This is a genomic window from Ruegeria sp. AM9, assembly GCF_056540565.1.
Genome location: NZ_JBQFWY010000007.1, coordinates 97,985 through 110,907 on the forward strand (window position 1 = coordinate 97,985; position 12,923 = coordinate 110,907).

The 12,923-nt window shown below is 61.2% G+C and carries 16 protein-coding genes; 5 read left to right on the forward strand and 11 right to left on the reverse strand.

Translation table 11 applies throughout. The features are described 5' to 3' along the window. Positions 1-90 precede the first annotated feature (90 nt). Both ACR0DO_RS13345 and ACR0DO_RS13350 read left to right on the forward strand, forming a co-directional pair. Positions 91-1,803 carry a tetratricopeptide repeat protein gene (locus ACR0DO_RS13345; protein WP_480559401.1) on the forward strand — a complete coding sequence of 571 codons (1,713 nt, stop codon included), beginning with the start codon at positions 91-93 and terminating at the stop codon, positions 1,801-1,803. Continuing rightward, positions 1,793-2,614 carry a 4-(cytidine 5'-diphospho)-2-C-methyl-D-erythritol kinase gene (locus ACR0DO_RS13350; protein WP_480559403.1) on the forward strand — a complete coding sequence of 274 codons (822 nt, stop codon included), beginning with the start codon at positions 1,793-1,795 and terminating at the stop codon, positions 2,612-2,614. The genes ACR0DO_RS13345 and ACR0DO_RS13350 overlap by 11 nt, the downstream gene beginning before the upstream one ends. Here ACR0DO_RS13350 and ACR0DO_RS13355 read toward each other — a convergent pair. Further along, a complete protein-coding gene (locus tag ACR0DO_RS13355) occupies positions 2,607-3,605 on the reverse strand; it encodes a polyprenyl synthetase family protein (protein ID WP_480559405.1) in 999 nt (332 codons plus the stop codon). The genes ACR0DO_RS13350 and ACR0DO_RS13355 overlap by 8 nt on opposite strands. Before the next feature lie 55 nt (positions 3,606-3,660). On the opposite strand from ACR0DO_RS13355, the gene ACR0DO_RS13360 reads away from it, so the two are divergent. From ACR0DO_RS13360 to ACR0DO_RS13370, 3 genes are all read left to right on the forward strand, one after another. After that, positions 3,661-3,876, forward strand: a complete 216-nt coding sequence (locus tag ACR0DO_RS13360) for a putative signal transducing protein (protein WP_170333283.1) — start codon at positions 3,661-3,663, stop codon at positions 3,874-3,876. Further along, the gene (locus ACR0DO_RS13365) at positions 3,873-4,646 is read left to right on the forward strand and encodes a tRNA1(Val) (adenine(37)-N6)-methyltransferase (protein ID WP_480559407.1); all 774 of its coding nucleotides are present in this window, start codon (positions 3,873-3,875) and stop codon (positions 4,644-4,646) included. Before ACR0DO_RS13360 ends, ACR0DO_RS13365 begins: the two co-directional genes overlap by 4 nt. A gap of 121 nt (positions 4,647-4,767) precedes the next feature. Next, positions 4,768-4,932: a YdcH family protein gene (locus ACR0DO_RS13370; protein ID WP_170385717.1), complete on the forward strand. Its 165-nt coding sequence runs from the start codon at positions 4,768-4,770 to the stop codon at positions 4,930-4,932. Here ACR0DO_RS13370 and yddG read toward each other — a convergent pair. From yddG to ACR0DO_RS13420, 10 genes are all read right to left on the reverse strand, one after another. Then, the gene (gene yddG, locus ACR0DO_RS13375) at positions 4,929-5,795 is read right to left on the reverse strand and encodes an aromatic amino acid exporter YddG (RefSeq protein WP_480559409.1); all 867 of its coding nucleotides are present in this window, start codon (positions 5,793-5,795) and stop codon (positions 4,929-4,931) included. The two genes, ACR0DO_RS13370 and yddG, sit on opposite strands and share 4 nt — an antisense overlap. Next, complete coding sequence (locus ACR0DO_RS13380; RefSeq protein ID WP_480559411.1) at positions 5,792-6,739, reverse strand: transcriptional regulator GcvA; 948 nt, start codon at positions 6,737-6,739, stop codon at positions 5,792-5,794. Before ACR0DO_RS13380 ends, yddG begins: the two co-directional genes overlap by 4 nt. A gap of 299 nt (positions 6,740-7,038) precedes the next feature. Continuing rightward, the gene (gene phbB, locus ACR0DO_RS13385) at positions 7,039-7,761 is read right to left on the reverse strand and encodes an acetoacetyl-CoA reductase (protein ID WP_170327209.1); all 723 of its coding nucleotides are present in this window, start codon (positions 7,759-7,761) and stop codon (positions 7,039-7,041) included. Positions 7,762-7,946: 185 nt separating this feature from the next. Next, entirely contained in the window at positions 7,947-9,122 is a 1,176-nt protein-coding gene (locus tag ACR0DO_RS13390) for an acetyl-CoA C-acetyltransferase (protein WP_170673566.1), read from the reverse strand. Between the two features lie 184 nt (positions 9,123-9,306). Further along, positions 9,307-10,140, reverse strand: a complete 834-nt coding sequence (locus ACR0DO_RS13395) for an EAL domain-containing protein (protein ID WP_480559413.1) — start codon at positions 10,138-10,140, stop codon at positions 9,307-9,309. 91 nt (positions 10,141-10,231) lie between these two features. Beyond that, positions 10,232-10,420: a hypothetical protein gene (locus tag ACR0DO_RS13400; protein WP_480559415.1), complete on the reverse strand. Its 189-nt coding sequence runs from the start codon at positions 10,418-10,420 to the stop codon at positions 10,232-10,234. Positions 10,421-10,513: 93 nt separating this feature from the next. Then, entirely contained in the window at positions 10,514-11,485 is a 972-nt protein-coding gene (locus ACR0DO_RS13405) for a sterol desaturase family protein (protein WP_480559417.1), read from the reverse strand. Then, on the reverse strand, positions 11,482-11,868 hold the full coding sequence (locus tag ACR0DO_RS13410) for a hypothetical protein (RefSeq protein ID WP_480559419.1): 387 nt from the start codon (positions 11,866-11,868) through the stop codon (positions 11,482-11,484). The genes ACR0DO_RS13405 and ACR0DO_RS13410 overlap by 4 nt, the downstream gene beginning before the upstream one ends. A 60-nt stretch (positions 11,869-11,928) precedes the next feature. Beyond that, positions 11,929-12,258, reverse strand: coding sequence for a hypothetical protein (locus ACR0DO_RS13415; RefSeq protein WP_480559421.1), 330 nt, complete (start codon positions 12,256-12,258; stop codon positions 11,929-11,931). Positions 12,259-12,350: 92 nt separating this feature from the next. Next, positions 12,351-12,917 carry a TlpA disulfide reductase family protein gene (locus tag ACR0DO_RS13420; protein ID WP_170673555.1) on the reverse strand — a complete coding sequence of 189 codons (567 nt, stop codon included), beginning with the start codon at positions 12,915-12,917 and terminating at the stop codon, positions 12,351-12,353. Positions 12,918-12,923: the final 6 nt, after the last annotated feature.

Below are 12,923 nucleotides of genomic sequence, written 5' to 3' on the forward strand. Positions count from 1 at the left end.
ACTGGCAGGGTCGTGAAGGCTCTGCCATTGCCTCTTCCCAGCCAAAGCCCTAGCTTGTTGCGCAGACAAGAATAGCAAGGCAGGATTGTGGTGGTTTCTCTGGTTCGTCGCGCAGCGCTGGCTGTGCTGTTCACCTCGTCTTTTGTACTTCCGGTTCAAGCGGATAACGGGTCCGGCGCCTATCTGGCCGGTCGTCAGGCGATTTACGAGAACGACTATACCGCGGCCGAAAGATACTATGCCCGGGCCCTCAAGGCCGATCCCGAAAATGCAACCCTGCTGGAAAGCGTTGTCGTTGCCCGCCTGTCTCTGGGCGAGGTACAGCGCGCGCTGCCGGTGGCCCAGGTGATCGAGGATATGGGTCTGCCCAGCCAGACGGCGCGGATGGTGATCACCGCCAATCTGGGGGCTGAAGGCAAGCTGGACGAGCTGTTGGCCCTGGATCACGAAACGCAGGGTGTGGGGCCTTTGGTCGACGGTCTGATGATGGGTTGGGCCTATATGGGGCAGGGCGCCATGACCCGCGCCATGGAGCAATTCGATGAGGTCGCCACGCAGGACGGGCTGCGGGACTTTGCGTTGTATCACAAGGCGCTGGCGCTGGCGTCGGTGGGTGACTTCGAAGGCGCCGAAGAGGTGTTTACGGCGCATAACGGCGCCGTGTCCCGCTTTTCGCGCCGCGCGGCCCTGGCCCGGGCCGAGGTCCTGTCGCAACTGGATCGCCATGACGACGCATTGCAGTTTCTGGCCGAGGTCTTTGCCGCCGGCAGCGATCCGTCCATTGAGGGCTATGTCGCGCGTCTGAGCGCCGGTGAAACGTTGCCGTTCACCCATGCGCAATCGGCTCAGGACGGGATGGCCGAAGTGTTCTTTTCCGTCGGTGCCGCGCTCAGCAACGAAGCGGCGCAGAATTATGTCCTGCTTTATGTGCGCATCGCCGCATTCCTGCGCCCGGACCACGTGGATGCGATCCTGCTGAGCGCGGAGTTGCTGGACGATCTGGAACAATATGATCTTGCGGTGGATGCCTATCGCAAGGTGCCGCCCAGCAGCAGCGATTACCACGCCGCCGAGCTGGGCCGGGCAGAGGTGCTCAGCCGCTGGGGCAAGAAAGATGCCGCAGCCGAAGTGCTGCAGACACTGGCCAGCCAAAGCCCGAACCTGCCCAGCGTGCATGTGGCGCTGGCCGATCTGCAGCGCCAGCAAGAGGAATACGCGGCCGCTGTTGTGTCTTATGACAGGGCGATTGACCTGACCGAGGGCAGCACGGGCGGCAACTGGTTCCTGCACTATGCCCGCGGTATCTCGCATGAGCGGTTGAAGAACTGGGATCAGGCCGAGGCCGATTTCCGCCGCGCGCTGGAGCTGAACCCGGATCAGCCGCAGGTACTGAACTATCTGGGCTATTCGCTGGTCGAACGGCGCGAGAAACTGGACGAGGCGCTGGACATGATCGAACGCGCCGTCGCGGCGCGGCCTGACAGCGGTTATATCGTCGACAGTCTGGGCTGGGTGCTGTTCCGTCTGGGCCGCTATGACGAAGCGGTCGAGCATATGGAACGCGCGGTCGAGCTGATGCCGGTCGATGCGGTGGTGAATGACCATCTGGGCGATGTTTACTGGGCTGTAGGTCGCGCGCGCGAGGCTGAATTTCAGTGGAGCCGCGCCCTGTCCTTCATCGACCCCGAAGATACGGATGGCGAGGCCGACCCCGAACGCATCCGTCGCAAGCTGGAAATCGGGCTGGATGCGGTTCTGGCCGAAGAAGGGGCCGAGCCGCTGAAGGTCGCCAATGGCAATTAAGGCCTTCGCGCCCGCCAAGATCAACCTGACCCTGCACGTCACCGGCCAGCGGCCGGACGGCTATCACCTGCTGGATTCGCTGGTGGTGTTCGCGGATATCGGCGACACGCTGGAATTCACGCCCGGCCTCGGATTGTCGATGGCGGTCACCGGTGAACATGCGGCGGGTGTGCCCACGGACAACCGCAATCTGGTCTGGAAAGCCGCCGAGGCTGCGGGTTGGACCGGGCATATCGACCTGAACAAGGTGCTGCCCCACGGCGGCGGGATCGGCGGGGGCTCGTCCGACGCTGCGGCGACGCTGCGGATGATTGCGGATCAGGGGGGGGCTGTCTCGCCGGATACCGCATTGTCATTGGGTGCGGACGTTCCTGTGTGCGTGTTGGCCGCCGGTGCGCGGATGCGCGGTATCGGTGAGCAGTTGGACCCAGTCAAATTGCCCCCTTTGCCTGCCCTTCTGGTCAATCCCGGCGTCGAAGTGCCCACAGGCGCGGTGTTCTCGGCTTTGGCCAGCCGAGACAACCCACCCATGCCGGGCACGATACCGCAATTCGATGCTCCCGAGGACTGTGCGGCATGGTTGCAGGATCAGCGCAATGACCTTGAACCGCCCACCACCGGGTTGGCCCCGGACGTGGCCCGTGTGCTTGAGGAACTGGAAGATACTAAGAATAGCCTTCTTGCCCGGATGTCGGGCTCAGGTTCGACCTGTTTCGCGCTATATCCAACGATGAAAGACGCGCATTTCGCGGCCTATGAGATCGGCGCGGCCCATCCCGACTGGTGGTGCCGCGCAACACAGCTTAATTGAGGCGCGAGACCACGTAATCGGCCAGATCACGTAGCAGGGTGCGGATCTCGTGATCGGGCAGGGCGTCCAGCGAGGCCTCGGCCTTGGCGGCCCATCCGAACGCATCCGCGCGGGTGGCGTCCAGAGTGCCGTATTTGCCCATCAGGCTCAGCGCGTGGTCCAGATCACCGTCTTCCTGACGGCCTCGGCCAATGGTGCGCTCCCAAAAAGCGTGTTCTTCGGGGGTTGCCTGCGCCACGGCCTTGATCACCGGCAGGGTCAGCTTGCGTTCACGGAAATCGTCACCGATATTTTTGCCGGTGGCTTTGCTATCGCCCTGATAATCCAGCAGATCATCCGCGATCTGGAAGGCGATACCCAGCGCATCGCCATAGTCGTACAGCGCCTTGACCTGCTCTTCGGAGGCGCCGGCGATCACACCGCCGACCTCGGTTGCAGCCGAGAACAGCGCAGCGGTTTTACCGCGCACGACCTGCAGGTAAATCGCCTCATCCGTGCCCAGATCGGTTGCGGCGGTCATTTGCAGCACCTCGCCCTCGGCAATGGTGGCCGAGGCATTGGCCAGAATGTCCAGAACCCGCAGAGAACCAGTTTCGACCATCAGCTGGAAGCTGCGAGAGAACAGATAATCGCCGACCAGAACGCTGGATTTGTTGTCCCACAACAGGTTCGCCGTGGGCCGCCCGCGCCGTTGGGCGCTTTCGTCCACCACGTCGTCGTGCAGCAGGGTGGCGGTGTGGATGAATTCGACCGTCGCGGCCAGACGCACATGGTGGTCGCCCTTGTATCCGAACAACCACGCGGCCGCCAATGTCAGCATCGGGCGCAGGCGCTTGCCACCGGCCTCAACCAGATGTGCGGTAACCTCGGGGATGCGCGGCGCGTGCTCAGAGGCCATGCGCGTGCGGATCAGCTCATTGACCGCGTCCATTTCGCCAGCCAGAATTTCCGCCAGCCGTTCATGCGGTTTCGTGATCGTGTCGATATCCATCACACTCCTGATACAAGGCTCGACTTTCGGCGGTCCTTGCCCTTACATCCGTCCCATGAAAGAACTTTTGCGCAGCACCGATCCAACGATCCTGGCCTTTGCTTCGGCCCTTCTTGAGGGAGAGGATATAGACTGCTTTCAGATGGACGTAAATATGAGCATCCTCGAAGGTGGCATCGGAATCTTCCCGCGCCGCCTGATGGTGCGCACAGATGATCTGACCCGTGCGGAACGCGTGATGCGCGACAATGACATCCCGTTGGGACGATGACCCAGTTCCCCGATAGTGACTTGACCCGTAATGATTTTTTGAATGGACGTGTGCGCCTTTGGCAGCCGCGTGCAGGTTATCGCGCCGGAGTTGACCCGGTGCTGTTGGCGGCATCGGTTCCGGCGACACGTGGTCACACCGTGTTGGAGCTGGGCTGTGGCGCCGGAGCGGCAATCCTGTGCCTGTTGGCCCGTGTACCGGGGGTGCAGGGGGTCGGCGTGGAGTTGCAAGCACCTTATGCCGGTCTTGCGCGTCGTAACGCTGTTGAAAACGGCGCGCCGCTGGAGGTGATCGAAGCGGACCTGAACGCTCTGCCCGCCGATCTGAAGCAGAGGCAATTCGACCACGTGATCGCCAACCCGCCTTATTATCTTGCGGGTGCGCACAGCCCGGCAACGGATAAAGGACGCAGCGTGGCATTGGGGGAAGAGACGCCGCTGGCTGATTGGTTTGATGCTGCGGCCAAACGCCTTGCGCCGCGTGGGTATCTGCACATGATCCAAAAGGCCGACCGTCTGCCCGACATGCTGGCGGGCTGCACCGGGCGTCTGGGCTCGGTTGAGGTGCTGCCGCTGGCTGCGCGCACTGGCCGTAGCGCTGAACTGGTCATTTTGCGAGCCAGAAAAGGCGGTAGGGCGGCATTTCGGCTGCACGCACCGCTGATTTTGCACGCGGGCGACCGCCATGAAAAAGACGGCGAAAGCTATACGACTCAGGTCTCTTCGGTGCTGCGCGACGGGGCCGCGATCTGCGGCATTTTCGACCGATAGGCAGTAACCAGCCGAATTTGTCGGATTTATGACAGAATCTGTGCGTCTGCAGCGTGACAGGGTGGAAACGATGTGGTCAACTTCTTACGTGAAACTCAGACACCAACAGAGGAGTATCGCCATGAGCGTGAGCGCACACCTGACCGAACTGAAGAAAAAGCATGAAAACCTCGGTCTTGAAGTAGAACAAGCCCAACGCTCGCCTGGCATCGACGATCTCCATATTGCTCAGCTTAAAAAGCAGAAGCTGAGGCTGAAGGAAGAGATCGAGCGACTGTCGAACTAGCGTCTCATACTGGCCCGCGCGGCAATCGCTGCGCCGCCTGTGATCAAAACCGCCGCGATCGCCAGACCCCAGGACGGGGCGGCGATCCCGGCCACAACCAAAGCCAGAGTAGACAACAGGGGTGCCGCGTAGGACGCTGTGCCCAGTATCTGGATGTCGCCCTGCTTGACCCCGATATCCCAGACATAAAACGCCAGCCCAACCGGCCCCAGCCCAAGGGCCACGACCGAGATCCAGCCGATGGCATCATCGGGCCAGACAGTGTCTTCGACCGCCAAATGCAGCAGGCCTGAGGCAATCGCCGCCGTTATGCAGAACACCGCGACCGAACTGGTCGGCGTATCGCCCAATCGGCGCGACAGGACGGAATAGCCCGACCATGTCAGCGCGCAGAGCAGCGCCAGCCCATAACCCGGCAGATGACCGACCTCAAACCCCATGCTGCCGCCCCCGGCTATGATCACGGCTGCCCCGGCAAAACCAAGGCAGGCGCCGATCAGATGTCCGATGCGCAGGTTCTCATCCGGCAGCAGCCCTGAAAACAGCACGATCAGCAGTGGCCAGAGATAGGCGATCAACCCGGCCTCGGCTGCCGGGGCCATGCGCAGGGCCGAAAAATATAGCGCGTGATAGCCAAACAGCCCCGCGGTGCCGAACAGGTATGTCGTCCAGGGCACCGCGCGCAGCTGGCGCAGGCCACCATTGGTCCCGGTCCAGATCAGGCCCAGCGTGCCTCCGATCGAAAAGCAGATGGTGTTCAGCAGCAAGGGCGGGGTCGGAGATGACCCGACGGTGAACAGGGCCAGCAAAGACCACAGCAAAACGGCGATAAACCCTATGGCTGTTGCGCGTGTTCTGGTCATGAGGCAGGGACGTCTTCCACCGGGATGATCCTGAATTCGTCCGAGATATGCGCGGCCTTTTCGATCTCGGCAACGAACCAGTCCCGAAACGCTGCGATCTGGGGCCGGTTTTCGGCACCGGGCAGGCACAGAAAGCGGAATCGCCCGCTGGTCTCGATGGCGACCTTGAATGGGGCCACCAACCGCCCTTCGGTCATGTCTTTCAGGATCATGGCGCGGCGACCCAGCACCACGCCAACACCCGCAACGGCGGCATCGATCGCGTGATCGGCGTTTGAGAAACGTGCGCCATGCTCGGGCGTGAAATCGATCCCTACCGCCCGGAACCAGGTGGGCCAGTCGCAGCGCGGTCGCAGAAACGCTATCGAGTCATCATGGATCAGCGGTGCCTCCTTCAGGCTTTCGACGGTTGGAAACCGCTCGGCCAGTTCAGGGGTCATCACCGGGGTCAGCCACTCTTTGCGGACGGGCACGGAATACAACCCGTCATCCGGGCCGTAACCAAAGCGGATGGCCACATCCACATCATCGCGTTCCAGATCCACGATCCGCAGTGTGGCCGAGAATTTCAGGTCGATCTCGGGGTGCGTTCGGGCGAAATCATAGAGCCGCGGCGCCAGCCACTTGGCCGTCAGCGCAGGCCCCGCAGTCACCGTCAGGCTGGTGTCGTCGCCCTGCCGCCGGGTCGCCTGCCACGCGGCCTGCAATGTGGCAAACCCCTCGGCTGCACCGGGGGCGAGGGCGCGCCCGGCCTCGGTCAGTTCCACCGCGCGGTTCAGGCGGTGAAACAGGGGGCGGCCCAGGTGTTCCTCAAGGGATTTGATCTGAAAGGACAGCGCTGCGGGCGTGACGTGCAACTCGTCCGCCGCTTTGGCAAAGGACATATGCCGTGCGGCAGCATCAAAGGCACGCAGGGCGGTCAGAGGGGGAAGGGGTGTGCTCATTTGTCAAGAAATTCTTAACTGAAACCTGTAGAAACCTCGTTTGTAAGCTTAGAATGTAAGGCGCATATTCAGTTCAAGTCAAACAGAGTTGAACTGAAAGGAAGACTGCCATGATTGAGGTCACCACCAACCCGGCCACCGCCCGCGCCTTTCAGCGAGCGCATCTGGAACGGTCTCGCGCAATCAACAACGCCCTGAAATGGCTGTTTGGTTCCCGCTGAGCGCAGCGCGCGCGTTCTTACGGGATAAAAAAGGGCCGGTCCAAAAGGACCGGCCCGATTTCTTACAGGTTTGTTGGATCAGACGAAGAACTGTGCACCGTTGGCCGAAATCGTCGAGCCGTTGATGAACTGAGAATCGTCGGAGGCCAGGAACGCCACACAGCGGGCGATTTCCTCGGGCTCACCCAGACGGCCGGCCGGGATCTGGCCGATGATGGATTCACGAACCTTTTCCGGAACCGCCATGACCATCTCGGTCGCGATATAGCCAGGGCAGATGGCGTTGGCGGTGATGCCCGCACGCGCGCCTTCCTGCGCCAGCGACTTTACGATGCCCAGATCGCCCGCTTTGGTCGCGGCATAGTTCACCTGCGCGAACTGGCCCTTCTGACCGTTGATTGAGCTGATGACGATCACGCGGCCGAACTTGCGTTCACGCATTCCGGGCCAGATAGGATGGACGGTGTTGAACACGCCGGTCAGGTTGGTGTCGATCACGTCTTTCCACTGATCCGGGGTCATCTTGTGGAACGGTGCGTCGCGGGTGATGCCCGCGTTCGCGACAACGATGTCGATCGGGCCGACCTCGGCCTCAACCTTTTCGATGCCCGCTTTGGATTCGTCGTAGTCGGCTACATTCCACTTGTAGGTGGCGATGCCGGTTTCCTCGGTGAATTTTGCCGCCGCTTCGTCGTTCCCGGCATAGGTGGCTGCAACATTATACCCTTCGGCCTTGAGCGCCTTGGAAATTGCTGCGCCGATGCCGCGGGAACCGCCGGTTACGAGTGCTGTACGTGCCATTGAGGACTCCTTCAATTTTGTCTGCTTGGTAATTCTGTTACTCTGAGAGAGATTTCTGCGCAATATCGTTTCGTGTTCGATTTTGGCTTTCTGTCCGGCGATATTGTCGCATCTAAGGTGTAAAGCTTGGTTTCAACAAAAAGGGCGCCCGGCGGACGCCCTTTTATGTTCAATCTTCAACGCACTTAGTCACGCTCCACGCAGAGCGCGACACCCATGCCGCCACCGATACAGAGGGTCGCCAGACCCTTTTTCGCATCGCGGCGCTTCATTTCGAACAGCAGCGTGTTCAGAACGCGGCAGCCGGATGCGCCGATCGGGTGTCCGATGGCAATCGCGCCGCCGTTAACGTTCACGATCGACGGGTCCCAGCCCATGTCCTTGTTCACGGCGCAGGCCTGTGCGGCAAAGGCTTCGTTGGCCTCGACCAGATCCAGATCGTCAACCGACCAGCCTGCTTTCTCCAGCGCCTTGCGCGAGGCGTAGATCGGGCCGACGCCCATGATCGACGGGTCCAGACCGGCGGTGGCGTAGGACGCGATCCGGGCCAGAGGCTCGATCCCGCGCTTTTCAGCATTCTCCGCCGACATCAGCAGGGTCGCTGCTGCACCGTCATTCAGACCCGAGGCGTTGGCCGCCGTGACCGAACCGTCCTTGGTGAAGGCAGGGCGCAATTTGGCCATGGCCTCCATGGTGGCGCCGTGGCGGATGTACTCGTCCTTGTCCATCACGATGTCGCCCTTGCGGGTTTTGATGGTGAAGGGCACGATTTCGTCCGCGAACTTGCCGGCCTTCTGCGCGGCTTCGGCCTTGTTCTGCGAGGCGACGGCGAATTCGTCCTGCATGTCGCGGCTGATCTGCCATTTCTCGGCCACGTTCTCGGCGGTCTGACCCATGTGATAGCCGTTGAAGGCGTCCCACAGGCCGTCACGGATCATCGTGTCGATGTATTTCATGTCGCCCATCTTGTGACCGGCGCGCAAGGCGGCGGCGTGGGGCGAGAGGGTCATGTTTTCCTGACCACCAGCGGCGACGATTTCGGCATCGCCCAACTGAATGTGCTGAGCCCCCAGTGCCACGGCACGCAGGCCCGAGCCACACACCTGGTTGATACCCCAGGCCGCGCTTTCCTGCGGCAGGCCGGCATTGATATGCGCCTGACGCGCCGGGTTCTGACCCTGAGCCGCAGTCAGCACCTGACCCATGATGGTTTCGCTCACCTCACCCTTTTCGACTCCGGCGCGTTCGACGACGGCTTCGAGAACGGCAGTCCCCAGATCATGTGCGGGTGTGTTTGCAAACGAGCCGCCAAAACTGCCGACGCCAGTCCGTGCTGCGGATGCGATTACTACGTTGGTCATATAGACAATCCTTTACCATCAAGGTCCTGTGGGAACCGTAACGGCGCGGATCGCAAAGGCAATGCCCCTGTGAACCAGAGCGCCCGCTGATCCCCCGCTCCAACTTCATATGGCATAGCGTAATGCTGCAAACGCAGCAACGGTCACCTTGTCTCAGGGTGCCCCTAGGGCAACCCATGCGTGGTTAGCTGCCGGTTTGATGGGCTTTTTGGTCTTTCCACGGGGCCGAGACGGTCGGGGCGCCGAACAAATAGCCCTGCAGACAGTCCACGCCATTGGCCACAAGGAATTCGGCGTCCGCCTTGGTTTCGACCGATTCGGCGGTTACCAGAATCTCGAATTCCCGCGCCACGGCAACCAGAGCACGGACCAGCGCCTGATTGTCGGGATTGTCGCTGATGCCGCGCACGAATTGCCCGTCGATCTTGGCGGCATCGAACAGAAACTCTCGGAAATGGCGGAAGCTGAAGTTGCTGGCGCCGAAATCGTCCAGCGCGAAGGCGACGCCGCGCGGTTGCAGCCGGTCCATGAAATCGATCACCAGCTCGGGCACCGTCATCGCCGAGCTTTCCGAGATTTCGAGGATCAGCCGTTCGCCGATACTGGCGTCTTTTTTTAGGAACCGGTCCAGCACCCGCGAATACCGCGTATATCCGATCGAGCGTGCGGACATGTTGATCGACAGCCGTATGTCGGGGTTTCTGGCCAGCGTCCGCAGCCCCATTTCCAGCGCGACGCAATCTAGATCCCGGCCGATGGGGGTGTTTTCCAACTGCGGCATGAAATCGCGCGCGGGGATGACCCGCCCGGTCTCGTCCAGCACCCGGATGAACCCTTCGTAAAAGGCCACGCCGAAAGGTGGGTGCGCCTGCATGACAGGTTGAAAGGCCAGTTTGCACTGTTTGTGCTTTACCGCCTCGGTCGCCATCTGGACCGTGGAAGTGTCGCGGGATGCGACGGCCGCATTCAGCGGGCTTTCCGCCCCCTCGGGCACGTCTGCCTGTTTTTTGTCCCGCATCGCTTTGCCATTCCCTTTACGTCGCCGCTCGGGGTTTGATTTCAGGACAAAACTATGAATCTGTGGTTAAGGAGCGAGAATTTGATGCGGTTCACCGCGTCGTTTCCCAGACGCGACCCAGGGCCGTTGCCGCTCCGATCAGGGCGCCCATGAAGCCGAGTGCCAGCATGACAAATCCCAGAGCGATGATGCCCTGCGCGCCGCCCGCCAGCGCCGTAAGCATTGCCAGAACCAGCCCGACCAGGCCAAGAACGGTTGATACAGTTGTCAATCTGGGCATGTCGGCCTCCGGCTACTCGATACGGGTCACATCCGCTGAATATGGAATGTGAAATCGCGCTTTCAAGGAAAGGGGGGTGCCGGGTAGGCGGATTTAAGCCTGTTTTGCCTGTGTATTGTGCGTTTTGGCTTCAAATTGTTCAAATCCGGGCGTTCCGCGATCTTCCGGATGCCGGGCCAGGTGTTTGGCTTTGATCTGGTCTGAGCTGTCGCGGCTGCCGTCGTGGCTGTAGCCCGGCGGCGCAAAGCAATAGGCCAGACGTTCGCGCAGGGTCAGCCCCGGCTGGGTCGCGTCGTGCCAAATGCTGACCCATTCGTGAAACGCGACGCGCAGCGGGTTGAACGTGCCGATATTGTGGACCAGCCCGTAATCGACGCGATCATCCTCCTGCTCGGGGACAAAGGTGCCGAACATCTTGTCCCAGATGATGAAGACGCCCGCATAGTTGCAATCCAGATAGCGCGCGTTGCGGCCGTGGTGGGCGCGGTGGTGGCTGGGGGTATTCATCACCGCCTCGAACCAGCGGGGCATCTTGCCGATGGCCTCGGTGTGAATCCAGAACTGATAGATCAGGTTCAGCCCGCCCACGAACAGCACCATCGCCGGGTGGAACCCCAGCAGGATCAGCGGCGCCCGCACCACCATCATGAAGGTGAACGTGTAGGTCCAGGTCTGCCGCAGCGCGGTGGTCAGGTTGTAATGTTGCGAGCTGTGATGGTTCACATGGCTGGCCCAGACCCAGCGGATGCGGTGGCCGAACCGATGCACCCAATAGTAACGCAGGTCGTCCAGCACAAAGCACAGGATGATCACCGGAATCGAGGTGCCCAGATTCAGCGGCGTGATCTGCCACAGCCACATGAAAAACGCATATGCGATGAAGCCCAGCAGAAACCCGGACGCAATATTGCCCGCGCCCATGATGAGAGAGGTCACCGCATCGCGCGTCTCATACCGGCCGCCTTTGCCCTTGATGGCGATCCACAGGAACTCGACCAGAATGGCGGCGATGAAGAAAGGCACCGCCCATTGCACGGCGTCGGGAAAGGTAATTTGGTCGGTCATGCGGGGTCCATCAGATGTTCCCAGTGGGGGCGTTCGAATTCGTCAAGGTGGATGATGACTTTGGGCGTGCCGAATTCGTGGAACTGGATCTCGAAACCCTCGGGGTGATCCAGCCAGTCGAAATCCAGCAGATGACGCGCCACGGTATCGGCGCCAAAGGACCACAGCAGCCCGTTTCCGGTCTCGGTGCGGATCAGGGCCGCGTGTTTGTCATGGGCAAGCGTGATGTCGATGATCTCGTCGTCAGGCGCATGACGCAGCCATTCCGCGCGCACGGTCCCGGGCGTCAGTTCGCGCAGCTTGGACCGCCCGGTCAAATGCAGCATCACCGTCACGCCGACGATGCCTCCGACAACCAGAACCAGCAGTATTTCAAGCGGCATTCCATCCTCCCGGCTGGCACAGTGCAGAGCGGTCAGGACAGTGTCAAAGGTTGCGTGGCGTCAGCCAGTCTCGAGCGTGTCGAGGATTTCGTGCTGCACGACACGTTCCACAAAGGGCACGAGCCCGTCAGGGCCGGAGGCGCGATCCTTGAGGTGGATACAGATATCCGGCCTGCGGGCGGCGATGATGCCCACCAATTCGCCGCGTATCCTGTCATCCAGACCGGCGCCCATGATGGCGCAGACAATCCGGGGCTCGGCATCCAGTTGCCGCCGGACCTCATCGGTATCATGCGCGCCCAACCATTGGATCGGCATGTGATCCAACTGCCGCGCCACGTCGCCGATGACGTTGGGCAAGCGGCCAATCAACAGAACGACGGGTTTCATAGTCGCCTCCCTTTCAAAAGGTTACAAACGAAAAACCGGCCCATCGTGGGCCGGTTCCAGTCTAGCACAGTTTGCGGGGAATGGCGTATTCCTTAGCTTTCAGCGCCTACCAGCGTCGAGATGATCGCCTTGGCGCTGTCCGAATTCCATTCTGCGTCGCCGATCAGCCGGGCGATTTCATTGCCGTCCGGATCAAGGATCACCGTGATCGGCAGGGCAATGACACCAAATTCCCGCGCCACGGTCGAGCCTTTATCCTGATGGCGGGGCAGGTTTTCGATGCCGTTCTCTTCGAAGAACTTCTTGATACCGGCGGGCGAGTTGCGCCCGGTGGCCAGGGTCAGCACCTCGAACTTGTCGCCTCCGAACTCGGCCTGCAGCTCGGCGATCTGGGGCATTTCCTTGCGGCAGGGCGCACACCACGTGGCCCAGAAGTTCAGCAGAACATACTTGCCTTTATAGTCCTCAAGCGTTGCGGTGCCGCCATCGTCTTCCAGCTGAAACTCGACCAGTTCGTGGGGTTTGGGTTCCTTGTGCAGGATCAGCCGTTTCAGCGTGCCCTCGCGCAGCGGGCCCAGAGTTTCCGCATCCGTGGCCAAAGCCGCGTTTGCACCCAGCGCAAGGGCCATATAAAGGGGGATCAGACGAATTAGGCGCATATCAAC